The sequence below is a fragment of the Pseudomonas sp. NFIX28 genome, from assembly GCF_900107395.1.
GTDB lineage: Bacteria > Pseudomonadota > Gammaproteobacteria > Pseudomonadales > Pseudomonadaceae > Aquipseudomonas.
In genome coordinates, this window is sequence record NZ_FNPW01000021.1 from 1 (window position 1) to 24,060 (window position 24,060).

22 protein-coding genes and 1 tRNA gene are annotated in these 24,060 nt (G+C 61.0%); 10 read left to right on the forward strand and 13 right to left on the reverse strand.

Translation table 11 applies throughout. The features are described 5' to 3' along the window. Nucleotides 1–289: helix-turn-helix domain-containing protein (locus BLV20_RS28200; RefSeq protein WP_139192755.1), on the reverse strand; the 289-nt coding region annotated here is incomplete at its 3' end. A 495-nt stretch (nt 290–784) separates the two neighbouring features. Here BLV20_RS28200 and BLV20_RS28205 point away from each other — a divergent pair. Together BLV20_RS28205 and BLV20_RS28210 are read left to right on the forward strand one after the other, a co-directional pair. After that, entirely contained in the window at nt 785–1,330 is a 546-nt protein-coding gene (locus BLV20_RS28205; RefSeq protein WP_092305650.1) for a Pycsar system effector family protein, read from the forward strand. 16 nt (nt 1,331–1,346) lie between these two features. Further along, nucleotides 1,347–2,663, forward strand: a complete 1,317-nt coding sequence (locus tag BLV20_RS28210; protein ID WP_256577901.1) for an adenylate/guanylate cyclase domain-containing protein — start codon at nt 1,347–1,349, stop codon at nt 2,661–2,663. A 189-nt stretch (nt 2,664–2,852) separates the two neighbouring features. Here BLV20_RS28210 and BLV20_RS31200 read toward each other — a convergent pair whose 3' ends face one another. The 6 genes from BLV20_RS31200 to katG form a co-directional block, all read right to left on the reverse strand. Next, complete coding sequence (locus tag BLV20_RS31200) at nt 2,853–3,353, reverse strand: hypothetical protein (protein ID WP_139192756.1); 501 nt, start codon at nt 3,351–3,353, stop codon at nt 2,853–2,855. 2 nt (nt 3,354–3,355) lie between these two features. Further along, nucleotides 3,356–4,267 carry an endonuclease/exonuclease/phosphatase family protein gene (locus BLV20_RS28215; RefSeq protein WP_139192757.1) on the reverse strand — a complete coding sequence of 304 codons (912 nt, stop codon included), beginning with the start codon at nt 4,265–4,267 and terminating at the stop codon, nt 3,356–3,358. Nucleotides 4,268–4,699: 432 nt separating this feature from the next. Then, nucleotides 4,700–4,858, reverse strand: coding sequence for a DUF2986 domain-containing protein (locus BLV20_RS28220; RefSeq protein WP_092305652.1), 159 nt, complete (start codon nt 4,856–4,858; stop codon nt 4,700–4,702). A 219-nt stretch (nt 4,859–5,077) separates the two neighbouring features. Then, nucleotides 5,078–5,350, reverse strand: a complete 273-nt coding sequence (locus BLV20_RS28225) for a DUF3077 domain-containing protein (RefSeq protein ID WP_092305653.1) — start codon at nt 5,348–5,350, stop codon at nt 5,078–5,080. Nucleotides 5,351–5,906: 556 nt separating this feature from the next. After that, a complete protein-coding gene (locus BLV20_RS28230; protein ID WP_092305654.1) occupies nt 5,907–6,257 on the reverse strand; it encodes a BON domain-containing protein in 351 nt (116 codons plus the stop codon). Between the two features lie 193 nt (nt 6,258–6,450). Continuing rightward, a complete protein-coding gene (katG, locus tag BLV20_RS28235) occupies nt 6,451–8,715 on the reverse strand; it encodes a catalase/peroxidase HPI (protein WP_092305655.1) in 2,265 nt (754 codons plus the stop codon). Between the two features lie 434 nt (nt 8,716–9,149). Here katG and BLV20_RS28240 point away from each other — a divergent pair, with 434 nt between their 5' ends. Together BLV20_RS28240 and BLV20_RS28245 are read left to right on the forward strand one after the other, a co-directional pair. Then, entirely contained in the window at nt 9,150–9,740 is a 591-nt protein-coding gene (locus BLV20_RS28240) for a hypothetical protein (RefSeq protein ID WP_092305656.1), read from the forward strand. Between the two features lie 134 nt (nt 9,741–9,874). After that, nucleotides 9,875–10,651, forward strand: a complete 777-nt coding sequence (locus BLV20_RS28245) for a nucleotidyltransferase domain-containing protein (RefSeq protein WP_092305657.1) — start codon at nt 9,875–9,877, stop codon at nt 10,649–10,651. Nucleotides 10,652–10,837: 186 nt separating this feature from the next. On the opposite strand, the gene BLV20_RS28250 is transcribed toward BLV20_RS28245, so the two are convergent. Beyond that, entirely contained in the window at nt 10,838–12,271 is a 1,434-nt protein-coding gene (locus BLV20_RS28250; protein ID WP_256577903.1) for an MFS transporter, read from the reverse strand. Between the two features lie 140 nt (nt 12,272–12,411). On the opposite strand from BLV20_RS28250, the gene BLV20_RS28255 reads away from it, so the two are divergent. Continuing rightward, the gene (locus BLV20_RS28255) at nt 12,412–13,302 is read left to right on the forward strand and encodes a LysR family transcriptional regulator (protein WP_092305658.1); all 891 of its coding nucleotides are present in this window, start codon (nt 12,412–12,414) and stop codon (nt 13,300–13,302) included. Between the two features lie 81 nt (nt 13,303–13,383). Here BLV20_RS28255 and BLV20_RS28260 read toward each other — a convergent pair whose 3' ends face one another. Then, nucleotides 13,384–15,012: a hybrid sensor histidine kinase/response regulator gene (locus BLV20_RS28260; RefSeq protein ID WP_092305659.1), complete on the reverse strand. Its 1,629-nt coding sequence runs from the start codon at nt 15,010–15,012 to the stop codon at nt 13,384–13,386. A 114-nt stretch (nt 15,013–15,126) separates the two neighbouring features. Between BLV20_RS28260 and BLV20_RS28265 the strand changes: the two genes are divergently transcribed. Both BLV20_RS28265 and BLV20_RS28270 read left to right on the forward strand, forming a co-directional pair. Beyond that, complete coding sequence (locus BLV20_RS28265; protein ID WP_092305660.1) at nt 15,127–15,732, forward strand: LuxR C-terminal-related transcriptional regulator; 606 nt, start codon at nt 15,127–15,129, stop codon at nt 15,730–15,732. Between the two features lie 94 nt (nt 15,733–15,826). Next, a complete protein-coding gene (locus BLV20_RS28270) occupies nt 15,827–16,489 on the forward strand; it encodes a glutathione S-transferase family protein (RefSeq protein ID WP_092305661.1) in 663 nt (220 codons plus the stop codon). A gap of 172 nt (nt 16,490–16,661) precedes the next feature. Here BLV20_RS28270 and BLV20_RS28275 read toward each other — a convergent pair. Next, nucleotides 16,662–16,736, reverse strand: a tRNA-Gln gene (locus BLV20_RS28275). A 441-nt stretch (nt 16,737–17,177) separates the two neighbouring features. Between BLV20_RS28275 and BLV20_RS28280 the strand changes: the two genes are divergently transcribed. Next, nucleotides 17,178–18,890 carry an amidase gene (locus tag BLV20_RS28280; protein WP_092305662.1) on the forward strand — a complete coding sequence of 571 codons (1,713 nt, stop codon included), beginning with the start codon at nt 17,178–17,180 and terminating at the stop codon, nt 18,888–18,890. Between the two features lie 215 nt (nt 18,891–19,105). Here BLV20_RS28280 and BLV20_RS28285 read toward each other — a convergent pair whose 3' ends face one another. Further along, nucleotides 19,106–19,984, reverse strand: coding sequence for a LysR family transcriptional regulator (locus tag BLV20_RS28285; protein ID WP_092305663.1), 879 nt, complete (start codon nt 19,982–19,984; stop codon nt 19,106–19,108). 182 nt (nt 19,985–20,166) lie between these two features. Here BLV20_RS28285 and ampC point away from each other — a divergent pair, with 182 nt between their 5' ends. Both ampC and BLV20_RS28295 read left to right on the forward strand, forming a co-directional pair. Next, a complete protein-coding gene (gene ampC, locus BLV20_RS28290; RefSeq protein ID WP_092305664.1) occupies nt 20,167–21,342 on the forward strand; it encodes a class C beta-lactamase in 1,176 nt (391 codons plus the stop codon). Nucleotides 21,343–21,521: 179 nt separating this feature from the next. Next, nucleotides 21,522–22,076 (forward strand): UPF0149 family protein, encoded by a 555-nt coding sequence (locus tag BLV20_RS28295; RefSeq protein WP_092305665.1) that lies wholly within the window; start codon nt 21,522–21,524, stop codon nt 22,074–22,076. Nucleotides 22,077–22,154: 78 nt separating this feature from the next. Here BLV20_RS28295 and BLV20_RS28300 read toward each other — a convergent pair whose 3' ends face one another. Both BLV20_RS28300 and BLV20_RS28305 read right to left on the reverse strand, forming a co-directional pair. Further along, the gene (locus BLV20_RS28300) at nt 22,155–22,541 is read right to left on the reverse strand and encodes a hypothetical protein (RefSeq protein WP_092305666.1); all 387 of its coding nucleotides are present in this window, start codon (nt 22,539–22,541) and stop codon (nt 22,155–22,157) included. Next, nucleotides 22,535–24,010: a PAAR domain-containing protein gene (locus BLV20_RS28305; RefSeq protein WP_092305667.1), complete on the reverse strand. Its 1,476-nt coding sequence runs from the start codon at nt 24,008–24,010 to the stop codon at nt 22,535–22,537. The genes BLV20_RS28300 and BLV20_RS28305 overlap by 7 nt, the downstream gene beginning before the upstream one ends. Between the last annotated feature and the right edge of the window lie 50 nt (nt 24,011–24,060).

The window sequence follows — 24,060 nt, forward strand, 5'->3', positions numbered from 1 at the left end:
GACTGATCGTAGAGGCTGCTCGCCCTAGCAGCGCGGCCATGGAACGGATCGAGTTACCTGCCACCACTGCACGCGAAATCTCTTCGCGCTCAGCCAACGTCAGCGCCAATCTGGACCTGCGGCGTACAGCGGGTCTGATACCGCCTGTTTCCGCCAAGATGCGCTGTATCGATGAATGGTTTCGATCAAATAGTTGGGCTATGTGCTGGAGAGAGTCGCCTTTCTGCCAGTGATCCCACATCAGTTTTTTCTGGCTTTCGGTGTAATAGATCCGAGGTCTCTGCTTCATCTGCAACACTCCTTCTGCTTACACAGAATTTAGTTGTGTTGCATCGACCGGTTGAATCCACAGCCAATAGCGGTCAGTCGCAGCTGAGAGCGTTCGATCAATAGCTACCGGTAGTAATCGACGGAAATCGACCCACTGCTGGCAGTGGCGACGGGCTAAAGCCGGTCAAAAGCATCTATGTGGACCAGCTTAGCCGAGAATTTTTAGCAATCTAACGCCCCACTTTTAGGTTCTTTACTAGAAGATGTTTTGCAGCAGCATCGGCTGGCTTTGATCGTAGAGGAGCTTATTTCAGTCAGCCGGTATGCGGCAGACACACTTGCTTTGAATGACTACACCACGCCTAGCGGAATCTGTCGACTCTGTATCACGACTTCTCTATGATCGTGGTAATTGGACTCACTCGATGGTTAACTTAGTCCACTAAGACCTGCAATTGCCATTAGAAGCGTCAACGTGCATTGCCCATTAAAAATTACCTCAGGGGTGATTAGAATGTCGGACGCTAAAGACAGCGAAAAAAAGATAAAAAATCAATTTGAAGTTCTTAAGCGAATCGATAGCTATATAGGCACCACAAATACTAAGTGCACTATTATTATGTCATATTGTGCAGCGGCCACTGCATTCATATTTACACTTTTGGCCAGGCTTGAACCAGCTAAGGCCAGCATGCAACTTATGGTCGAGATAGGCGTTTTTTCTTGCTTAGCTCTGGGTCTCGCTCTCGTGTGTATGGTATTAGCTACGCTCACCATATTCCCCATTACATTCAGCAAGCCGGGTTCTCCTAAGGGGCAATCGCTTATATTTTACGGTGACATTGCCTCTTTTGGCGAAGGCGTGAACTATTCGAGAAAAGTATTAAAGACCTCTGAAGAAGAGTTCTTAGATGATTTAAATGGTCAGGTATATACGCTTGCATCCATTGCCTCGAATAAATTTGATCGTATAAAATTAGTGGCATTAATTCTGATGATTCACTTCGGATGCATGGCTGCTGTTTTGATTGGTGCAGTCATCTACTATCTTTCCTTTTAACTCGGTAGGTGTGGCTATGTCTTCGCTAAAGGACGTGTACAAGTCTTTTGATCGTGTCTTCGATCGCTCTATTCAGAAAAGTATGGGGGCGCCGGGTTACGGACTGAAGTCACTCAGCGGGAATGTGCAGCGGCGCGCAATGGATAGCAGTGAGATGCTTGCCAGTTCAAATGTCGCCGAGGCGGAATTCGGAATCCAAGAAGCCATTCGTGGACTATTTGGCAAAAAGCGAACAAACGCTCATAGCATCGGAGGGCATCCAGACTTCCAGCATCTAGATACTCCGGGAATGACTGACTACGGCTTCAATGTGTCCCTGTTTCTGGATATCAAAGGTTCGACTAAATTAGGATTAGTTTATAGCCCTGAAGAAGTTTTCTTTATTAAGAATACAATTATACGCTGTGCTATCGAAACTATTCGAGCTTTCGATGGTCACGTTCACCGTATCATGGGAGATGCTATTCTGGCTTTCTTTCGATCCGATGGTATATCCGCTCGCGATGCTGCTATTGATGCAATAAACTGCGGCTGCTATCTCGTCGAATTCATGCGGCAGCTCGTAGCGCCAAAACTGCGAGATAATAACGTCGCTGAGGATGTTGGGATTCGAGTTGGCGTAGACTATGGGCAACATAATGACGTCCTTTGGGGGATGTATGGTTTTCAGGGATCCTCGGAGGTCACAGCGACCTCGTATTTCGTTGATGTTGCAGCAAAGCTACAGCAGAGCGCTCCTCGTAATCGGGTCATGATCGGCGAGTCTATTCGGTCGCTCTTAGATATCCACGATGGGATGACCGAGCTGAAGCGAATCAATAGCGGTGAAGCAGTTGAGCAGTACGTCATGCCAAACTATACCGGCGCCGATGGCAAACCTGTAAACTATAAGAAATATGTTCTAAAGCAGGAGAAGTACTTCGCATTGCTACCGAAGCCCGAATGGAATGATGCACCAATCAAAGTTACAGCATTGCTCAAGGCTAAAAACAATGTGATCTATCAAGATCCAGAAGTTTACCATGCATGCTCTCGTGCGTTATCTAAAGGTGTTGGGATAGATTTTAAAGCTAAGTTTTTCCTTCCTTACACAACTGAAAAAGTGCAAGTGCGTTTTAGAGTAAAGAACCATGGGCAAGAGGCCGGTGACGATCTCGGGTATGAGGTGGACGTCGATGCTCAATATAATCGTGAGCGCGGAGAATATTGGGCGAGTTACTGGAGGAATACAGCTTATACTGGCCTCCATTACATGGTCGTATCTGTATTAGTCAATGGGCGAACTGAGTATAAGGGGCAAGAGTTCGGCGTTTATGTAGGCGCACCGTCCTAACTACCTTGGCCTCTCCCCGTGGACACGATCGAAACTGCGTTGCGTCGCTTGGCAGTTCGGTCGTTCCTGCGCTTGTGTCGCCGTATTTCGGCCTAAAATTCATGGGGGTAGGAAGCGAATTTGAATCCTTACGCTCAACTCGACTAGATAGGGGAGGAGTAACGATACACTCCTCCCATAACCCAATAGTTAGCTTTCCTCTAACGGTGGAGTACTTTCATCTTCGGATGAAAGTTTGTTCGCTTGAGCAGTCAGCTTATTAACGATTTTTCCTGTGTCAGGGTGGGAAAACAGCTCTCGAAGGGCCTCCTCCAAACCCAGCTTGTCATAGCACGTGATCGACTTTCCAGAAAATGAAAGCGATATAGGATATCCTGTTTTAGAAATCTCATAGAATGAAATGTCGTGTAGCGTTTCTTCACCGTCCAATTTTATACATAGGCAATCCTTTTTTATTTTTTTTCTTAAAGCCTTGAAGGTGCTACCTATAATGCTGCTAAAAGGATCATATGTCGAATCATCATCCAGCACTAAATCTTTAGTGCCACGAATCAGCGTTAACTTTCCTCCGCTAAAACTTTCTAGTTGCGCTCCCAGCTCTGAGAAAACCCCATAGATTTCACTTGTGTTGGCTGCCGCATCATTTGCAGCTTTGACACCCGACTCAAAAGCTTTAAAAAAATCGCTCATGGCTAGATTGCTCTCTCAATGGTTGCGTAGATTGGCATATGGTCGAACTTGCTCTTGGCACTTCGAATTAGTTTGCGCAGATCGTGCATGTCCGGCACCATGTGGCTTTGATGCGATAGTTTCCATGAGTCTCCTTTGAGTAACGAGGATGTTACAAAGATTTGATCGAATGCCAACCATTTTGCGAAGACGCCTCCAGAGTAGTAGTAGGTTCCTTTAAGCCCCCTAGGGTCTTCAACTAATAAACTCCATGTAGGGTTGTAGAACATATTTTCTCTTTTGGTTGCGAGTTCGCGGTGCCTGCTTGTAAAGAGATGTTCCTGCATATGCTTATCATAGGGCTCAGCGTTGTAATCACCCATCATTATAGATTTTATTAAGTTTTCAGAGCCGTCTTTCGTTTTCAAAACCCAGTCCCGGAGAGTGCTCGCGAGGTGGTGGCGACGGTAGTCATCCGGCGCAACATTAAGAAGGCTAGGCCAATGAGAAGCAAAAATACAAATCGGTTCGCCAGTTATTTTTTCAATGAAGGTTAATCTTTGAGCTACCTTTGCCGAACCAATGTAATCATTGCTGGTTATATCGAAAGCATCCAGTAGCTCGAAGACTTCAGATTTGAATAAGTAGCATAAGTCGAAAATTGGTCCGCCGACATCACTCTGATTGGCGAAAAATATCCATCCATCAAGAGCTAGCTCTTTTCTGATATGCTCGAACTCATTAACAGTGATTTCGCACAGGGCTATAAAGTCCGCCTTGATATCGGTTATTAAAGATCTAATTACGCTTGCTATAGTCTTCCTATGTTCAGTCATGTCGATGCCACGACCTTTTCCTGCGGGAACTAAAGCTGTATTCCACCATGCAAAAGTTAGCGCAATGGTAGTGATTTGCTCTGCAGTAGGATTGTTCATGCACACCGTCTCAGACCATCATTAACTTGGGTAGGGAGAGTTTTATTTCCCTATGCTATAGCTATAAGCCCGCTTTTTTTAGTTTTTATATAGGTTGGAAATTTTAGCTTATATTGAGACGGGGAAGCTAATTTCGCATGCAGCTAAACAGTATTTGATCAACCTAGGTTCATTGATCGCGATCAGTCACTCTGGCAAGCGGACACCTGCGGTCAGCTTAAACAAACTGGAATGGAGAGCAACTCTAGCCCGGCGAGGTCGCTTAAAAACGTCCGCTTATGGCCGGAATATGCCTCTCTCAAACGTCCGCTTTTGGCCGTAAGCTGCCCATCTTGAACGACCGCTATGGGTTGAAAACCGTTACTCACGTGCGTCCGCTTCTGGCCGATAGCAGCCTGTCTCAAAGGACTGCAATGCCCCAAAGAGACTGGATTAGCTCTCAGCGGAAGTGATTGGTTCCTGAACACCTTCAGCAGCCAGCTTCAACCGCTCGGCTTTACTAATGTATTTAGGTTTTTTCGGTGCCAGTTTGGCACTGGCCTTTTTGGCTTTGGCCTTGAACAACTGCTGCAGCTTTTTTTGGCGATTCATATTTTCTACTCGATTTGTAAATTCTTGATTGATGCGGAGAGTTGCGCTCATGGCCTAGGGGTGATTCACCAGGGCAGTGCCTAGGTTGATGAGTTCGCGATACCAACGAAGCCTGCTTCTGGCCGAAAACTGTCTCATCACACGTTTAAAAAACGTCGCTGATCGTCCAAGGATAAGCGACGTTTTACAGGGGACACATCATAAAGCTTTAACTCAAAATCAACTCGCTTCCCCCAACCCCAAACAAACATCATCAATCACCGCCTTCCCCATCTCCGCCAAAAAGTGCGAAGCCCAGGCGTAGCGCTCGCCCTGCTCTTCCATGGCCGCATCCAGAGCAAGCTTCTTGGCGTAGTACAGCAAGGTCGAGGCTTGTTCCAATGCTTGCTGCAAGGGCACATCGGCGTTGACGCGGAACAGGGTCTGCTCGGGATCGGCGCAACTGCCGAAGGTGACGAAGCCCAGTGTTTTGACAGAGGTTGGAGTGCTCATAGGTCACCTCCTGCGACAGCCAGGAAGCGGGTGTTATCGAGCAGAGAAACACGAGATGAAAAACAGCGAAGTCCAGACAGATTACGGGCGTGCATGATTGGAACTCCCATATCGAAGTGAGAGCTGCCGTATTCGTTCTCAGGCGAATGGGTGGCAGCTGTGCGCAGGCTGAGAAACCGGAGATACGGGAGTCCGGCAGACCCGAAGGTCTCCCACGCACAGCCGCCATGACACGAGTTGGCGGGCACAAAAAATGCGCCTGCAATCGTGGGCGGGCGCTTGTGCGCCTGCATCTTACCGGGTTCTCAGGCCCGGCCGCTGATTGTGCAGCGACAGGCAGAGACTAGATTTGCAGCCGCATAGGAACAACCGCCAAACCGTCGCCGTTTATGTCCATGCCCTTCCCTTCAAACGCCCTCGCTCTTCTCCTGCCAACATCGGTACGCCCTCTAAGCCCGCATCCGCTGCACCGTGCCCTTTTCACCCAGGCAAAAAAACGCCTCCCCGCAGGAAGGCGTTTCAGCTTTTGCAGAAACATCGAGTGGCAACTTGCTTGTTATTTGTCGTCCTTCTTCGTTGACGACTGCGCGCCATAATCCCTGTCCTCTTCGGCATTGGGCGCTTCGGGCAGGCTGCCTGGAGTGAACATATGGGTCAGCAGGTCGCTGGCATCGATGTCGACAACGCCCTGCACTCCACGGGTCACATGGACGGCCTCCTCACACTGTTTATGGGTGTTGAGCCGACCGCTCAAGGCGACCCTGCCCGCATGGGTCTTGACGCCGATATTCAGGCCGCGGGTCGGCTCGGCAAAAGCCAGGGCCGATTTCACCTTGGTGGTAATCCACGCGTCGTGCATGGCCATTTCCAACCCATGGGAATAATGCTGGAAGGAACGAAATTTCATAACGGACCCTCTCGCGTAAGCAGTTGGACATTGCGTCCCTGGAGGCGTCGGCAGGTGCGGCGCTATTCGCCGGGCAAACAGGAGGCACCCAATAATTATAGTTCGGCCATGGCCCGCCCCCTGTTTTTTCAGCCAGCAATGCCCCCGCCCCCCGGCCTGAACAATCAGGTCGAGGGGTGGGTGCCGCAGGACTTCAGCGCAGATCGAACCGATCCAGATTCATCACCTTGACCCAGGCCGCGACAAAGTCCTTCACGAACTGCTCTTGCGCATCCGCGCTGGCATAGAACTCGGCCAGGGCCCGCAGTTGCGCGTTGGAGCCGAAGACCAGGTCGACGCGGGTGCCGGTCCATTTGACTTGGCCAGTCTTGCGGTCGCGGGCTTCGAACTCTTGTTGGGCGTCGGAGACAGGTTTCCATTCCACGCCCATGTCCAGCAGGTTGACGAAGAAGTCGTTGGTCAGCGCGCCCGGCCGTGTGGTGAAGACGCCGTGCGGGGTGTGGCCGACGTTGATGTCGAGCACGCGCAGGCCGCCGATCAGCACCGTCATTTGGGGGGCGGTGAGGGTCAGCAGTTGCGCCTTGTCGATCAGCAGCGCTTCGGCCGGTACCGCGTAGCGGGTCTTGAGGTAGTTGCGAAAGCCATCGGCGATGGGCTCGAGGTAGCCGAACGACTCGACGTCCGTCTGCTCCTGGCTGGCGTCCATGCGCCCAGGGGAGAACGGCACGCTGATATTGAGGCCGGCGTTTTTCGCGGCCTGTTCGATGCCGGCGCTACCGCCGAGCACGATCAGGTCGGCCAGGGAGATTCTCTTGCCGCCGGTTTGCGTGTCGTTGAACGCTTGCTGGACGCCTTCGAGGGTCGAAAGCACCTTGGCCAGTTGCTCCGGCTGGTTGACTGGCCAGTCTTTTTGCGGGGCCAGGCGCAGGCGCCCGCCGTTGGCGCCGCCGCGTTTGTCGGAGCCACGGAAGCTGAACGCCGCCGCCCAGGCGGTGGACACCAGTTGCGACACCGACAGGCCCGAATCCAGCAATTTGGCCTTGAGCGCGGCGATGTCGCTGTCGTTGACCAGGGCATGGTCCACCGGCGGGATCGGGTCTTGCCACAGCAGTTCTTCGTGGGGCAGTTCCGGGCCGAGGTAGCGCGAGAGCGGCCCCATGTCGCGGTGGATCAGCTTGAACCAGGCGCGGGCGAAGGCGTCGGCCAGCTGGTCGGGGTTCTCCAGGAAGCGCCGCGAGATCGGCTCGTAGATTGGGTCGAAACGCAGCGCCAGGTCGGTGGTGAGCATGGTCGGGTTGCGCCGCTTGGACGGGTCGTGGGCGTCCGGGATGATGCCGGCGCCGGCGCCACCCTTCGGCGTCCACTGGTGCGCGCCTGCCGGGCTCTTGGTCAGTTCCCACTCGAAGCCGAACAGGTTTTCCAGGTAGTTGTTGCTCCAGCGGGTGGGCGTGGTGGTCCAGGTCACTTCCAGGCCGCTGGTGATGGTGTCGGCGCCCATGCCGGTGCCGAAGGTGCTCTTCCAGCCCAGGCCCTGCTGCTCCAGGCCGGCGGCTTCGGGCTCGGCGCCGACATTGTCGGCGGGGCCGGCGCCGTGGGTCTTGCCGAAGGCGTGGCCGCCGGCGATCAGGGCCACGGTTTCTTCGTCGTTCATCGCCATGCGGCCGAAGGTTTCACGGATATCCACCCCGGCCGCCAGGGGGTCCGGGTTGCCCTCGGGGCCCTCGGGGTTCACATAGATCAGGCCCATCTGCACCGCGGCCAGGGGGTTTTCCAGGTTGCGTCCCTGGTCGGTGCGGCTTTCTTCATTGCCAGGCTCGGCCACCAGCTGGCCTTCGCCGGGTTCCTGCATGGCGGCTTTATCCGGTTTGCTGTAGCGGGTGTCGCCGCCCAGCCATTTGTTTTCCGAGCCCCAATAGACGTCTTCGTCCGGCTCCCAGGCGTCCGGGCGACCGCCGGAAAAACCGAAGGTCTTGAAGCCCATGGACTCCAGCGCGACGTTGCCGGTGAGCACGATCAGGTCGGCCCAGGAGATGTTGCGACCGTACTTCTGCTTGATCGGCCACAGCAGCCGGCGCGCCTTGTCCAGGCTGACGTTGTCCGGCCAGCTGTTGAGCGGGGCGAAACGCTGCTGGCCGGAACCGGCGCCGCCGCGGCCGTCACCGACGCGGTAGGTGCCGGCGCTGTGCCAGGCCATGCGGATAAACAGTGGCCCGTAGTGACCGAAGTCGGCGGGCCACCAGTCCTGCGAATCAGTCATCAACGCCTGCAGGTCTTGTTTCAGGGCCTGGAAGTCCAGGCTCTTGAAGGCTTCGGCGTAGTTGAAGCCCTCGCCCATGGGGTTGGACAGGGGCGAATGCTGGTGCAGGATCTTCAGGTTCAGTTGGTTTGGCCACCAGTCGCGGTTGGTCGTGCCACCGCCAGCGGCGTGGTTGAACGGGCACTTCGATTCATTTGCCATGAGGAGCTACCTTTGGTCGTATTCATCCAGCTATCCGCCCCGGTTGGGCGCGAAATAGCGACAGGCGAAAGCAATGACATAGGTTGCGGGGCTCACAGTTCGCTCAACTGATGGGTGTGGCCACAGGGCATGCTGCAGAGCGGCAAGCGAGTTGCCAGGACGGTGGCCCACGGTAAGCCCAGTACGCTTCTGACTCGTTGTTCGTTATCTCTCGATCAGGTCTCATCCGGCCGGCTCGCGCCAGCGCTGAATTAAGGCTAGACCCTCTGTGGCGGATCGCTAATAGCCGGACTATTGGTTGTTGATAGGGACAAACTTTTATCCGGCTCCAGGGCCCGGGCCGATGCTAGAAACAGCGCCCGCGGGGGGCGCCACAGGCAGTTCCACTCACGCCCCGCACCCCGCCCCAGGCCTGCAGGGCACGGGAGAAGACCATGACCCAGCGTCGGCGTTGCACGGCCATCCACGAAGCCGGCCATGCCCTGGCCTTTTGGTGGAACGGCCAACCGATCACCCGGGTCACGGTGCGCACCCAGGCTGAAGCCGGCGCCGGCCCGATGCTCGATCTGCACGGTAACCCGCACTATGTAGAAGGCCTGGTGGAGGCCGATTACCTGGTCCCGCGCCCCGCCTTCGATGCCCCGGGCATTGCCGAATACCTGCCGTCGATGGTCGAGTCCATCGAGCGCGACCTGCTGCATTGCTTCGCCGGCTCGGTGGCCGAAGCGATCTACCGCCACGGCCGGTCCGCCAGGCTGATACAAGGCAGCGGCCGCGGCGACCTGAGCCGGGGGCATGAGCTGATCAGTCTGTTGCCACCGCGCAAGCTGCTCGATGCCGAAGCCCGCGCCATGGCCCGCGCCAGTTGCCTGGTGCATCGCTATTGGCTGGCGCTCGTCGCGGTGGCCGATTTGCTGCAGGAGCACGGCACGGTCGAGGGGCAAACCATCACCGCGCTGCTGTGCTCCATCAGCGGCGAGTCGCCGACGCCGCTCGGTAACGATCTGGCGAGCCTCGACCCGTAACGGCCGCACCGTCAGATTGCCGGGCCGTCGGCGGCTTGCGCGCGCCCTGAAGTCAGCCAGACTTCTTCAACCGCCCGCCTGGCCCGGGCTGTTGTTACTCTGCATGTCCTTTGTACTGACCCCACGAGACCGCCATGTCGCACCACCCAGGCGTCGATGCCGAAGGTTTTATCCAGTCCCTGCCCGGGCAGCCGTTGCAGCCTGCCTTCAGCCATCTGGTGGATGAGTTGTGCGCGCTGCTCGCCCGGCGCTTTGCCACGCTGCTCGATGGCCTGTACCTGTACGGCAGCGTGGCCCGTGGCGATGCGCGGCCTGGCACCTCCGACCTGGATGTGACCCTGGTCCTGGCCCGGGCGCCGAGCCCCGAGGAGCGGCAGCGGCTGGAGCAGACTCGACGGGAGCTGGAGGCACGGCACCCGGAGGTGTCGAAGATCGATTTCGACATCGGCGTGCTCAGCGAGGTGCTGGCGCCGGAGCATCGCAACCGCTGGGGGTTCTGGCTCAAGCATCAGTGCCGCTGCATCTGGGGCAACGATTTGGGGCTGCGTTTCGAGCCCTTCCGCCCGAGCCGGAGCATTGCCCTGGCACTGAATGGCGATTTCGCGCAGGTGCTCGAAGGCTACGCGCAGCAACTGGAACAAACCCGCGCCCCGTTGCAGCACCAACGCCTGCAACGGGCCGCGGCGCGCAAGGCGCTACGCTCGGCCAACATCCTGCGCGGCGAACAGGAACGCGGCTGGCCGTGCAGCCTGGAGGAGCATGCGCAGCTGCTATCGGCCGCCGAACCGGGCATGGCCGAATACGCCGCGTTCTTCCTCAAACAGGCCTATGTGCCCCAAGGCCCGGTGACTGAATTTGTGCTGCGGCTGCGGACCTACAGTGCGTTGCTGGCGGGAGAAAGCGCGGAGTGATTGGTGGCGACGCCCTTGCCTGCGTCGAACCTTGCCCGCGATGGGGCCATTACCGACAACCCACCTTCTGCGTCGAGCCTGAATACGCTTTCGCTGTAGGAGCGAGGCTTGCCCGCGATGAGGCCATTACCGACAACCCACCTCCTGCGTCGAGCCTGAATACGCTTTCGCGGGCAAGCCTCGCTCCTACGGGGATGTTCGGCTTGGTTGTTGCGCCCGCCATCGATTCTGCTGGCTGAACAACGCCACCAACAGCGCCATGACCACCAGGCCCGAGGCCAGGGCAAAGGTGTAGCCCATGCCGCTGGCCACGGCCTCGGCGCTTGCCGTGGCGGGGTCGCCGGCGGCCGTGGCGAACACCGCGCCCATCAGCGAGGCGCCGGTAATCAGCCCGAGGTTGCGCGACAGGTTGAGCAAACCGGAGATCACCCCGCGCTGTGGCGCGTCCACCTCGCTCATCACCGCGGTGTTGTTGGCGGTCTGAAAGGTCGCGTAACCCAGGGTGATGACGACCATGGCCGCCAGATAACCGCCAATGCCCAGGCTCGCTGGCAGCCACGCCAGCAGCAGGCAACCGAGCGCCAGGGTGCCGAGGCCGGCGAGAATCATTGGCCGCGCGCCAAGCCGATCGGCGATGCGCCCGGCCGGCACGCCGCTCAACGCGGTGGCACAGGGTCCGAGCGACATCGCCAGGCCCACCCCGAGCGCGTCCAGCCCAAGCCCGTGGGCCAGGTAAAAAGGCCCGACCACCAGCGTCGCCATCATCACCGTCGAGACCAGCGCGCTCATGGCCAGGCTGCCGCTCAAGGCCAGATCGCGAAACAATGCCAGGCGCAGCAGCGGCGCGGCCACCCGCGCCTGCGCCCAGACAAACAGCCCGGCCGTCAGCAGCGCCGCCAACAACAGCGCGCCGTTGAGCAAGCCGAAATGGCCGCGCCCCAGGGTCATGGCCAGCCCATAGGCCAGCAGCGTGAGGGCCAGCAACAGGCTGCCCAGCGGATCGAACGCGCCTCGGCCAAGGGCCCGCCCCGGGGCCGCGGCCGGCAGGCAGCGATACGCCAGCGCCCAAGTCAGCCCGCCCAACGGCACACAAGCCAGGAACAGCGCCTGCCAGCCGAAGCCGGCGAGCAGCACCCCGCCCAGCGACGGGCCAAGAGCAGTGCCGATCGCCGACATGCTGCCCAGCAGGCCCATGGCGCTGCCGGTGCGGGCCTGGCTGACGGTCTCGCCGACCAGGGCCAGGGTCAGCGCCATCATGATTGCCGCGCCAAGGCCCTGCAGCGCCCGGGCGGCGATCAGCGCGCCCAGGGTCGGGGCGATGGCGCACAGCAAGGAGGCCAGGGTGAACAGCAGGATGCCGGCCAGCAGCAGGCGCCGCCGCCCCAGCAGGTCGCCGAGCCGGCCGGCGCTGACGCTCAGCGCGGTCAGCGCCAGCAGGTAGGCCAGGACCACCCATTGCACCTGCTGGAAACTTGCCCCGAACGCCTGCACCAGGGTCGGCAGGCCCACATTGGCGATGCTGGTGCCCAGCGCCGCCAGCAGCATCGACAGCGACAGGCTGGCCAATGCCCAGCCGCTGGAGACAACGTGGGGTTCTGTCGTGGCCCTGACTGGTTTCAATCTGCTGCACCTCCCTTGACCGCGCGAAATGGCGCTGTCGCCAATCTAGCCCGCGGTCTAACATGGCGGAAGACGCAGCCTTTGCAGGTTATTCGTGCATCTGACGCCATTCCAAATTTGTGCCAGACGGGGCCCGCTCCATGTCCACACCCGATCTCAATCTGCTGATTACCCTCGACGTGCTGCTCGCCGAAGGCAGCGTGGCGCGTGCCGCCCAACGTCTGCGGCTGAGCCCCTCGGCAATGAGCCGGGCCCTGGCGCGCCTGCGCGAAACCACGGGCGACCCGCTGCTGGTACGCGCCGGCCGCGGCCTGGTACCGACACCGCGCGCCCTGGAACTGCGCGAGCGGGTCGGCCTCCTGGTGCAGGACGCCGAAGCCATGCTGCGCCCCGCCGAACGGCTCGACCTGCAGCGCCTGGCGCGCACTTTCACCCTGCGCAGCAGCGACGGTTTCGTCGAGAACTTCGGCCCGGCCCTGCTCGCCCGCCTGCGTGCCGAGGCCCCGGGGGTGCGCCTGCATTTCATGCAAAAGACCAGCAAGGACAGCGCGCCCCTGCGCGACGGCACGGTCGACCTCGACACCGGCGTGGTAGACGCCAGCGCCAGCCCGGAGATCCACACCCGCGCGCTGTTCCGCGACCGTTTTATCGGCGTGGTGCGCACTGGCCATCCGCTGAGCAGTGGCCCGCTCAGCGCCGCCCGTTATGCCGCTGGCGAACATGTGTTGGTGTCGCGCCAGGGCCTTGACCGCGGGCTGGTGGACGATGCGTTGCAAGCCGTCGGCCTGGCACGCGACATCGCCGCCGTCGTGGGCGGTTTCTCCGCCGCGCTGGCGCTGGTCCGCGCTTCGGACCTGATCGCCGCCGTCCCCGAGCGCCACACCCACAACCTGCGCCATGGCCTGCACAGCTTCGCCCTGCCGGTGAGCACGCCGGAAATCACCGTGTCCATGCTCTGGCACCCGCGCCTGAACAGCGACCCGGCGCATCGCTGGTTGCGTGGATGTGTGCGGGAGGTGTGCGCGGGGTGATCGGGACAACCCCGGGCAGTCACATGCCGCCACTCCCCTTGCCCGGCACGGGAAGTGGCCGCTGCTCGCCGAACCGCCCTGTCACGCCTCGGGCATAACTGCCGGCGCAGGCTGCTGGCGCAGCGCACGCAAGCTGGCGCGCAGCTCGGCCGGGCGGACCGGCTTGGACAGGATAGCGATATTGCGGTCATGCAACGCCGCCTGGATCTTCTCCACCTCATGCCCGGTGAGGATCAGCGCCGGCACCGCCCAGCCCCGTTGCTGGCGCAGGCGGTCGATGCACTCGATGCCGGTGGTGTGGTTGCCCAGGTCATAGTCGGCGACGATGATGTCGCAGTCGCTGTCCAGGTCCCTGCCGCAAAGCTCGGCCTGGACCACGCAACCCCAGCGCTCCAGCAAGGCCGAAGTGGCCAGCAACACGTTGCGGTCATCCTCCACCAGGCACACCTTCAAGCCGGTCAGCAGGCCGGCCTGGCGCGCCTCGTCGCGGCTGTCCGCTTGCAACTGCGGCGCCGCCAGCGGCAGCCCGTACAGACTCACGGCGGTGCCATGCTCGAGCCGCGAGCGGATCGCCACCTCGAGCCCCATCAATAGCCCCAGGCGCTTGACGATCGACAAGCCCAGGCCCACGCCTTCGACGTCCTTGTCCCGTAGCTGGCGCACCCGATAGAACTCTTCGAACAGGTTCGGCAGGTGTTCCTCGGCGATGCCCCGGCCCTGGTCATAAATGACGATGGCCAACCCCGCGCCGCGCTTGCGCACGCCGATCAGCACCGGGCGCTGCGCCGCGTATTTGAAGCAGTTGGACAATACGTTCTGCACCATGGTCGCAAGCAGCGCCGGGTCCGCCCGAACCCAATGGGGACAGGGCCGCAGGCGCAGCTCGACCCCGGCCCAGCGCGCGGCTTCGGCATTCTGCCGTATCTGCTCGGCAAGGAATTCGCCCAGGTGCAGGGTCTGGAAGCTGGGTTGCACCCGCCCGTTGTCGAGGGTGTAGAGGTCGAGAATCGAGCGGAACAGCTGCGAGACGTTGAGCAGCGAACGGTCGATATTGTCCACCAGGCGCCGCTCCACATCGCCCAGGTGCGCCTCGCGCAGGCAGGCGGTGAACAGGCCGATGGAATGGATCGGCTGGCGCAGATCATGGCTGGCCTGGGCGAGAAAACGCGACTTTTCCAGGTTGGCGGCAATCGCCTCTTCCGAGGCCTTGCGCGTGCGCTCCAGCAAAATGTGGGCGTAGACCGGGATCACCGTGCTGGTGATCAACAGCATCAGCACCATGAAGGGTTGCGCCTGCCACAGCGGCGTCAGCCGATAGACCGCCAGCAGCGCCACCAAGGCCAGGGCCGTGGCAATCGCCAGGTAACGCGAGCCGTAGCGCATGCCGTTGCCCAGGTTGACCCAGACCATCACCGCGTACAGCGGCAAGGCCGCCTCCCCGCCGACCACCAGGCCGAACGAGGTGCCGGTGTAGTCGTGGACCATGCTCAGGATCCGTCGCGCCGGATAGTGGCCGGGCCAATGCACGATGGCCTGGCGCAGGACGATCGACAGCAGCAGGAACAGCACGATATAGATCACGATCGGCAGGTAGGTATCGACCCGCTGCCCGGGCAGGAAGCCGAGCACGCCGATATAGGCCACGGCGCAGGAACCGACAATAATGCGCAGGTTGGCCTGGTCGAGCTCGGTGTTTTTCTCGAATTTCATGGGGAACATCCTTGTGCGGCCGTCGTCATACCCAGCACGAATCACAGGCAGTTACCTGGCCCGATGCTAAAGTGGCATGCCTCAAGGAAAGCTTGGCCCAAGGAGGGTCATCCCATGGCATGCCGGATCATCATAGCCGACGATCACCCGCTGTTTCGCGAGGGGATGTTGCGCACCGTCCAGCGCCTGTTGCCGGATGCGCTGATCGAACAGGCCGGCGACCTGGAAACGGTGCTCGCCCTGACCCAGGCCGGCGACGAGCTGGACACGCTGATCCTCGACTTGCGTTTTCCAGGCCTGACCTGCGTCAGCCAACTGGCCGGACTGCGCCAGCAATTGCCGCGCACCACGCTGATCGTGGTGTCGATGGTCGATGACCAGGCGCTGATCGGCGAGGTCATGGCCGTAGGCATCGACGGGTTTATCGGCAAGAACATCGCCCCGGACGAAATCGGCCAGGCGGTCCTGGCCATCCGCGAGGGCGAAGTGCTGGTCAAGTTCGCGCCTTCCGGGCTGCTGCCGCTGGGCACCGGCGCCACCCTGACCGCACGCCAGCGCGACGTGCTGCGGCTGATCGCCCAGGGCAAGACCAACAAGGAAATCGCCCGCGAGCTGGATATCTCGCCCTTCACCGTGCGCATCCATGTGTCGTCGCTGCTGCGCATCCTCAACGTGCCTTCGCGGGCGGCGGCAGCGGTGAAGTACTCGGCGGGCCTGTAGCCGGCTCGTCGCCTGCCTGCGCAAGGTCGCCCGGGCCGGCCGATAATGCCTGGGCGGGGCGGTTTGCACGCCCAGCTTGCGCGAGGAACGGAGCATGCCGCTGACCCTGTATTTCCATCCCCTGTCGTCGTTCTGCCACAAGGTGCTGATCGCCTTGTACGAACAGGGTGTCGCGTTTGAAAAAAGGATCATCGACCTGGCCAACGACGCCGACCGGGCCGAGCTGCAAAGCCTGTGGCCGCTGGGCAAGTTCCCGGTCATCCGCGATCACGCCCGGCAGCGCGATGTGCCGGAATCGAGTGTGATCATCGAATACCTGGAGCGCTTTTATGGCGGCGCGCCGCCGTTGATCCCCCAGGATTGGGACAGCGCGCTGGAGGTGCGGCTGTGGGACCGTTTTTTCGACAACTACGTCCAGGGGCCGATGCAGCAGATCGTCGCCGACCGCCTGTACGGCACCAACGGCGACCTGAGCCAGCAGCGCAGCAACCTGCTGACCGCCTACGCCATGCTCGAACGGCGCATGGCCTCGAGGATCTGGGCCGCCAGCCCGGACTTCAGCCTGGCCGATTGCGCCGCCGCGCCGGCATTGTTCTATGCCCGCACGCTCGTGGCGTTCCCCGAAGACCATCGCCACCTGAGCGCCTATTTCGAACGGCTGGTACAACGACCGTCGTTCCGGCGGGTCATCGACGAAGCCAGGCCCTATTTTGTCTATTACCCCTTTGCCGAGGCCATCGAGCAGCGCTTTCGCTGATCGCCAGGTGCTTGAACAGGCGCACGGAGCCGCGACCCTGTCTTGGGGAAGGCGCTGGATAAAGAAAACGAGAAAGCTGCTTGTTACAGCAGAGGATGGAGCGGATGTTCCGGGAGAACCGCATCCTCGCCTCGCGCCTGGTGGCTGAGACATACCGGGATGGGTAGGAAAATGGCAGGGGCGGCTGGATTCGAACCAACGCATGGCAGGATCAAAACCTGCTGCCTTACCGCTTGGCGACGCCCCTATAAAACGAATGTTGCTTGCTTTCGTTGCAAGCCCCGAGGGGGCCTTGGCAAGAACGCGCGGAAATTTATCAACTTTTTTGCCATCTGTGAAGCCAAAGATGCATAAATTTGTTTTTAAAACAGCTACTTACTTTTTAGCCCGGGACTGAGGTAAAAACGCCCGACCCGGCCAGTACCCCACAGGGGCGCTGGCTGCCGTTCAACAGCCGGCCGCCAGCCATCCACCATGACGGCGCAACGTTTAGCGATTCCCGCGCCGGCAACTTGATGCAAAATACCCCGTTCAGGTTGTAGCCCAGCCCAGTCGCGTCGTGCCGCGCAACGAGAACCGATATGAACAGCCATTTTGAGATAAGCGATGTGCCCCAGCCGTCCCACCCCCAGCGCCAGCGTGATGGCCACTTTCATTCCATCTCCCACCTGCAGCGGGCGGTAACAGCATGATCGAAGTCACCGAGGTTTCCATCGCCGAACTGCGCGCCGCGCTCGAATCTGGCCGGACCACGGCGGTCGAGCTGGTCCAGGCCTACCTCGCCCGGATCGATGCCTACGACGGCCCCGACACCCCCACCGCGCTCAACGCCGTGGTGGTGCGCAACCCCAACGCCCTCGAGGAAGCCCGGGCCGCCGATGCCCGCCGGGCCAGGGGCGAAACCCTGGGCCCGCTCGATGGCATTCCCTACACCGCCAAGGACAGCTACCTGGTCAAGGGCCTCACCGCGGCCTCCGGCAGCCCGGCCTTCGCCAAGCTGATCGCCTATCGCGATGCGTTCACCATCGAGCGGCTGCGCGCCGCCGGGGCGATCTGCCTGGGCAAGACCAATATGCCGCCCATGGCCAACGGCGGCATGCAACGCGGGGTCTATGGCCGCGCCGAAAGCCCGTACAACGCCGCCTACCTCACCGCGCCCTTCGCCTCGGGCTCGTCGAACGGTGCCGGTACCGCCACCGCCGCCAGCTTCGCCGCCTTCGGCCTGGCGGAAGAAACCTGGTCCAGCGGCCGCGGCCCGGCCTCGAACAATGGCTTGTGTGCCTACACCCCGTCGCGCGGGGTGATTTCGGTGCGCGGCAACTGGCCGCTGACCCCGACCATGGACGTGGTGGTGCCCTATGCCCGGACCATGGCCGACCTGCTCGAAGTGCTCGATGTAGTGGTCGCCGAAGACCCGGACACCCGCGGCGACCTGTGGCGCCTGCAACCCTGGGTGCCGATCCCCCGCGTAGCCTCGGTGCGCCCGGCCTCCTACCAGGAACTGGCCGTCACCAGCAGCGCCCTGGCCGGCAAGCGTTTCGGCGTGCCGCGCATGTACATCAACGCCGACCCGCAAGCCGGCACCAGCGAAGCGCCGGGGATCGGTGGCCCGACCGGGCAACGCATCAACACCCGCCCTTCGGTGATCGGCCTCTGGCAACAGGCGCGCCAGGCGCTCGAAGCCGCCGGCGCCGAAGTGCTCGAAGTGGATTTCCCCCTGGTGTCCAATTGCGAAGGCGACCGCCCCGGCGCGCCGACGGTGTTCAACCGCGGCCTGGTGTCCAAGGAGTTCCTCCACCACGAGTTGTGGGACCTGACCGCCTGGGCCTTCGATGACTTCCTGCGGGCCAACGGCGACCCGCAGCTCAATCGCCTGGTGGACGTCGACGGCCCGCTGATTTTCCCTCACGACCCGGGCACCCTGCCCAATCGCGAGGGCGACCTGGCCGCCGGCATGGACGAATACGTGAAGATGGCCGAGCGCGGCATCACCCCCTGGGACCAGATCCCTACCCTGCCCGACGGCCTGCGCGGACTGGAGAAAACCCGCAAGCTCGACCTCGAGGACTGGATGGACCGTCTCGGCCTCGATGCGGTGATCTTCCCGACCGTGGCCGACGTCGGCCCGGCCAATGCCGATGTCGACCCGGCGTCCGCGGACATCGCCTGGAGCAATGGCGTCTGGGTGGCCAACGGCAACCTCGCCATCCGCCACCTGGGCGTGCCCACGGTCACCGTGCCGATGGGCGTCATGCCCGACATCGGCATGCCTGTCGGCCTGACCTTTGCCGGCCGCGCCTACGACGACTCGAACCTGCTGCGCCTGGCCTCGGCCTACGAGTCCACTGGCAGCAAGCGCCTGGTGCCGCCGCGCACGCCGCCGTTGGTGGCGGGCCAGTAATCAACCGTTAAGCCCGAGCGGCGGGATGGGAGCAGCGCAAGCTCCGATCCCGCCCGCCAAGCGCAAGCCTGGGCGACCGCCAGGGCGCCTTCGCTCTACCCCTCCAGCGTTTCCACGCGCCGCACAACTTTCTACAGCCCTGGCGCACAAGGGACTACCCGAGCCTGGGCGGCTGACGCCGACCATGGCCCGCATCGCCCGCCGGCAGCGGATCTTCAGCCCTTTTGCACCGTCCCCAGCAACCATTCCTTGAACGCCAGCATCGCCGGGCTCTGCGCCCGCGATTGCAGGCGGGTCAGCCAATAGCTGCCGGTGCTGATGCCCACCGCGAACGGCTGGACGATGCTGCCGGCGTGCAACTGCCGGGCGAACATCAACGGCGGCGCCAGGGCCACGCCTACGCCCTGCTGCGCGGCCTCCATCATGCCCAGGGAGGAGTCGAAGACGATGCTGCGCGACGGCAGGGTGCTGGCTGGCAAGCCGGCGGCGCTGAACCATTCCGGCCATTCGTCGGTGCGGTAGGAGCGCAGCAGGGTCTGGCCGAGCAAGTCGGCGAGGCTGCGCAGTTGCCGCGCCAGTTCCGGCACGCAGAGCACCGAGAGCGGCGCTTGCAGCAACTCGATGGCCTCGGTGCCGTGCCAGGCACCGCTGCCGAAACGAATGGCGTAGTCCAGGCCTTCGGCGGCGACATCCACCCGGTTGTTGTGGGTCGACAGGCGCAGGTCGATAAACGGATGGCGGGCCTGGAAGTCCTCCAGGCGCGGCAGCAACCAGCCCACGGCGAAGGTGCCGACCGCACCCACGCTGAGCACTTCGCGGTAGTGCCCGCCTTCGAAGCGGCCGAGGGTTTCGGCGATGCGGTCGAAGCATTCGCACAGCACCGGCAGCAGGGTTTCGCCCTCGCTGGTGAGCATCAGCCCACGGGGCAGGCGCTTGAACAACGTGACGTTGAGCTGCGCCTCGAGGCTTTTCACCTGATGACTGACCGCGGCCTGGGTGACGCACAATTCAATGGCGGCGCGGGTGAAACTCAAATGCCGCGCCGAGGCCTCGAAGGCGCGCAGGGCGTTGAGCGGCAGATGGGGCCTGATCATGAGCATTCCTTAGTTTTTCTAATGGCTCCTGCGAAATATCGTCGTTTGTCGATCTTTCGCCAGCCGCCTACATTGAACCGGCTCGCAGCGCCCTGCCCTCAGCACCCAGAGGCAGGCGCTGGCAAAAGCCGCTCGGAGTGTAGCGGCCATCACCCTGCAAAATCATGGAATGTCAGTCCATCATGCACAACAAAAACCTCGCAATCTCTGGATTTTTCGCCGCTTCCCTGCTGCTGTCGGGCACCAGCGCCTGCCTGGCCGCCAGCCAGCCGGACAGCCCGCTCAAGCCCCTGGTCGATGCCGCCATCCGCCCCTTGATGCAACAGCAAGACATCGCCGGCATGGCGGTGGCGATCACCATCAAGGGCCAGCCGCATTACTTTAACTACGGCCTGGCCGTCAAAGAGCAACAAAAACCGGTCACTGCCGACACGCTGTTCGAAGTCGGCTCGGTGAGCAAACTTTTCACCGCGACCCTGGGGGCCTATGCCCAGGCCAGCGGCAAGCTGTCGTTCGACGAGCCGGCCAGCCGCTACCTGCCGGCATTGAAAGGCAGCGCCTTCGAGCGCATCAGCCTGTTGCAGCTGGGCACCTACAGCGCCGGCGGCCTGCCGTTGCAGTTCCCCGAGCAATGGGACAGCCAGGACAAGATGCTCGGCTATTACCAGGGCTGGAAACCGACGTATGCCCCCGGCGCCCAGCGCCTGTACTCGAACCCGAGCATCGGCCTGTTCGGCTACCTGGCCGCGCAGAGCCTGGGGCAGCCCTACCCTCAGTTGATGGAGCAGAAGCTGTTCCCGCAGCTGGGCCTGCAGCACAGCTATATCCGCGTACCGGACGCGCAGATGGGCAATTACGCCCAGGGCTACGGCAAGGACGGCAAGCCGGTGCGGCTGAGCCCCGGCGCCATGGATGCCGAGGCCTACGGGGTGAAGACCAGCGCCGCCGACCTGCTGCGTTTCCTTGAGGCCAACCTCAAGCCCGAGTCGCTGCCGCAGCCGTGGCAGCAGGCTATCGCCACCACCCACACCGGCTATTACCAGGTCGAGGGCATGACCCAGGGCCTGGGCTGGGAGATGTACCCCTACCCGCTCAGCCTCGACGCCCTGCTGGCCGGCAACTCGTCGCAGATGGCCTTCGAACCGCACCCGACTCGCTGGCTCACCCCGCCCCAGGCCCCGCAGGCCAATACCCTGCTGAACAAGACCGGCTCCACCAGCGGTTTTGGCGCCTATGTGCTGTTCATACCCGGCAAGGACATCGGCCTGGTGCTGCTGGCGAACAAGAACTATCCCAACGCCGAACGGGTCAAGGTCGCCCATGCCCTGCTCGATGCCCTGGATGACGCGCAACCCTGAGAACGACAGCGACCGGGCCGGTTAACGGGCCGGTCGCTGGAGCGACCAGGAGCGCGTCGCAGCTATGACAACGCGCTCCACGACGATGATCGGCGCTGGATAAAAGCCGCGGAACGCGCCATCCTCCGCGTCTTTTTCCGCGCCGCCCCAGGGGCGCGCGTTTTCCAAGGAAGCCGCCCATGCAAAACCAGCCGCTCAGCCCCGCCGAGTTCGAATTCATCGAAGACACCCTACTCAAGTACGGCGACGACCACTCCGTGCTCAACCTGGCCGAGCTCGATGGCTTCTGCACCGCGCTGGTGTCCGGCCCGGCCCAGGTGGACATCGCCGAATGGTTCCCGGCCATCTGGGGCGGGCAGAACCCGGACTGGCAGGCCCCCGAGGAGTGCAAGCGCTTCATCGAGCTGGCCGTGCGCCACTTGAATACCCTGGCCACGACGCTGGCGAGCGACTCGGCGAGCTTCCAGCCGCGCTTCGAACAGACCGAGCATCAGGACCAGCCGCTGACGCTGGCCGAAGAGTGGTGTTTTGGCTACATCCGCGCGCTGGCCGTGAGCAACTGGCCCGAGCTGCCAGCCGCCCAGGCCGCGCAGCTGCAAGCCATCATCACCTGCGCCGAACAGGACAACTTCGAACTGCCGGCCGACCTCGACCTGGCGCAGCACCGCCAGACTGTGGCCAGCGTCGAACAGGCGGCGCGGGCGCTGCACGATTACTGGTTGGCGCAACGCTGAGAGAGGCCTGGGGGCGGGTCACTCGCCAGCCCTCAGGTTCCAGGCCGGCGAGCCAGGCTCCATCGTAAATAGTGCGGACTAGTTTCTTATTATCGTCATCGCTATGTACTCCAGGCCCAGGCTCGCCAGCAGCCCGCCCATAATCCAATGCGAAATAATCAGTTTTCTTTTAAGAGGCTGAGGAAAGTTGTTTATCTCATCAGCATCCAACAGTCCCCTTCTAATGAAGAAGCCGGGGCATGCCAGATAACCCGCTACCACCCCCACCATCATCATCCGCCCCCAGGCCCCCATATACAGATAGAACCTGTTACCGGTGATCATCTGGCAGTTTTTGACATACCCGAGCATCTCGTCCATGCGGGTATACCCCCAATACAGGTAGACCCCCAGCATGGTGAACATGCCGAGAAAAGTTATCCCGATAAAAATACCAAGTACGATATGTGCGGTAGTGATTACCATACGTTCCTTCCTTCATATATCAGCTCTCCCAAAAACTCTCCGGCTGACTCTCCACCTTCACTGGCAAAATAGCTCCCACCACCGGCCACCACCAAACCACAGACCACGCTGCCAACTCCCCCCGTAGGGACACCCATAGCGACACAGATACTTCCCGCCATCGATGATGTTAAAAATACCCCGGCTACCGCCCCACCACCGACCCCACCCGAGAAGCTTCCTGCCTCCGTAAACTTCACTTTCTCACACGCCTCCCTGTTTCCTGCCGAACAAACATCCTGCACCTTCACATAAGAGGCCCCACCGCCTAGAGCAACCCCAATCCAACCACCCCACTTAAGTACCTTGGACGCCCTGGAAACACCTTCAATATGCGTCGCGTATCCCGGTATCTGCCCCACTGCGCCCGCCTGGGTCCAGCGATGCACCAGACTACGGCTGGAAATCCCCAAGGCACTTTTAAGGCTGGGGTGATCGGGAAAGGCAATGCTCATTTTTGTAATGGACAGCAGGCTAGCGTCCAACTGTGCGAACAGTTTTCTTCTTTCGCTAAAGAACTCAACACTGCGCAAATGCCCATCCCGCAGAAAGAACTTCTGATGAAGCGCCTCGATATCCAGCAAGGTTCTTTTCAGGCCATCCATATGATTACCCGCGGCCGCCGCTCCCACGTTTAATGCCGTTGAGCCATAGGACAGTATCGATTCAACCTGCGCCCGGTACTTGAGCATAAAGGCCGCTTCTTCATCGCTCATGGATGCCAATGCCGCGCTGACCTTTTCCGCCGCTTCCATCAGCAGCGCTTCTTCGCGAGTGCATTGGTAGTTGTCGGGATGACTGAGGACGACGAGTTGCCCAGGTTTGGCATCGTTGGAGAGTTGAGGATTGAGCCGGCGAAATTTCTCCAGCACAGCTTCATCGGCTTGGCCGAACAGCACCGTCTCCAGTGCCGCTCGGCTCATGGGCGTTTGCACGATATGAAACCCCGGCTCGACCAGATGCTGCGTGTCCTGCACGGACAACGGCGGTGAAACGATATCGCCGTGAGCAACACTCAGGCCGCGCACCTGATCCCGCGGCACCGCATCGGCAAATTCGTTTTGCGGATAGCCCTTATGAATGGCGTCGGCCCAGCGCTGGGTATTGAGCACCGCGGGCCCGATGCAATCGCTGTCGAGCGGGATGGTCGGCTGGTTCCCGGAGCAGACCGTCCACTGAGTGGCGATAAGCCGATTGGCCCCGCTCGGGCAGCCGCATCGCACCAAGCCGCCTTCCACCGCCGTGGCTTGCTGGTCATCCACCCAGGTGTGATGGCCCTCGGCGATAAAACCTACCGTCTGGCATACCGGGCACCAGACCGGGTCGGCAATGCGGGCCACTCGTTGATTCACGACAAAGGTGGTGCCCGAGCCGGCGATGACCTTGCCGCCGGTTGTAGTGGGGTCGCCTTCCCTGATGACAAAAGCCATGGCCTACGTTCCTGGTGAGGAATGGCCCTCGAACGTAACGGCGGGTATCA

Excerpts from the sequence above, each read along its gene's own strand:
- BLV20_RS28260 (WP_092305659.1), bottom strand. The coding sequence starts at position 15,012 with ATGAAATTCGAGAAAAACACCGAGCTCGACCAGGCCAACCTGCGCATT.
- BLV20_RS28285 (WP_092305663.1), bottom strand. The coding sequence starts at position 19,984 with ATGATCAGGCCCCATCTGCCGCTCAACGCCCTGCGCGCCTTCGAGGCC.
- BLV20_RS28280 (WP_092305662.1), top strand. The coding sequence starts at position 17,178 with ATGATCGAAGTCACCGAGGTTTCCATCGCCGAACTGCGCGCCGCGCTC.
- BLV20_RS28205 (WP_092305650.1), top strand. The coding sequence starts at position 785 with ATGTCGGACGCTAAAGACAGCGAAAAAAAGATAAAAAATCAATTTGAA.
- BLV20_RS28240 (WP_092305656.1), top strand. The coding sequence starts at position 9,150 with ATGACCCAGCGTCGGCGTTGCACGGCCATCCACGAAGCCGGCCATGCC.
- BLV20_RS28305 (WP_092305667.1), bottom strand. The coding sequence starts at position 24,010 with ATGGCTTTTGTCATCAGGGAAGGCGACCCCACTACAACCGGCGGCAAG.
- katG (WP_092305655.1), bottom strand. The coding sequence starts at position 8,715 with ATGGCAAATGAATCGAAGTGCCCGTTCAACCACGCCGCTGGCGGTGGC.
- BLV20_RS28230 (WP_092305654.1), bottom strand. The coding sequence starts at position 6,257 with ATGAAATTTCGTTCCTTCCAGCATTATTCCCATGGGTTGGAAATGGCC.
- BLV20_RS28255 (WP_092305658.1), top strand. The coding sequence starts at position 12,412 with ATGTCCACACCCGATCTCAATCTGCTGATTACCCTCGACGTGCTGCTC.
- BLV20_RS28295 (WP_092305665.1), top strand. The coding sequence starts at position 21,522 with ATGCAAAACCAGCCGCTCAGCCCCGCCGAGTTCGAATTCATCGAAGAC.
- BLV20_RS28220 (WP_092305652.1), bottom strand. The coding sequence starts at position 4,858 with ATGAATCGCCAAAAAAAGCTGCAGCAGTTGTTCAAGGCCAAAGCCAAA.
- BLV20_RS28210 (WP_256577901.1), top strand. The coding sequence starts at position 1,347 with ATGTCTTCGCTAAAGGACGTGTACAAGTCTTTTGATCGTGTCTTCGAT.
- BLV20_RS28245 (WP_092305657.1), top strand. The coding sequence starts at position 9,875 with ATGTCGCACCACCCAGGCGTCGATGCCGAAGGTTTTATCCAGTCCCTG.
- BLV20_RS28225 (WP_092305653.1), bottom strand. The coding sequence starts at position 5,350 with ATGAGCACTCCAACCTCTGTCAAAACACTGGGCTTCGTCACCTTCGGC.
- BLV20_RS28300 (WP_092305666.1), bottom strand. The coding sequence starts at position 22,541 with ATGGTAATCACTACCGCACATATCGTACTTGGTATTTTTATCGGGATA.
- BLV20_RS28270 (WP_092305661.1), top strand. The coding sequence starts at position 15,827 with ATGCCGCTGACCCTGTATTTCCATCCCCTGTCGTCGTTCTGCCACAAG.
- BLV20_RS28215 (WP_139192757.1), bottom strand. The coding sequence starts at position 4,267 with ATGAACAATCCTACTGCAGAGCAAATCACTACCATTGCGCTAACTTTT.
- BLV20_RS28265 (WP_092305660.1), top strand. The coding sequence starts at position 15,127 with ATGGCATGCCGGATCATCATAGCCGACGATCACCCGCTGTTTCGCGAG.
- BLV20_RS31200 (WP_139192756.1), bottom strand. The coding sequence starts at position 3,353 with ATGAGCGATTTTTTTAAAGCTTTTGAGTCGGGTGTCAAAGCTGCAAAT.
- ampC (WP_092305664.1), top strand. The coding sequence starts at position 20,167 with ATGCACAACAAAAACCTCGCAATCTCTGGATTTTTCGCCGCTTCCCTG.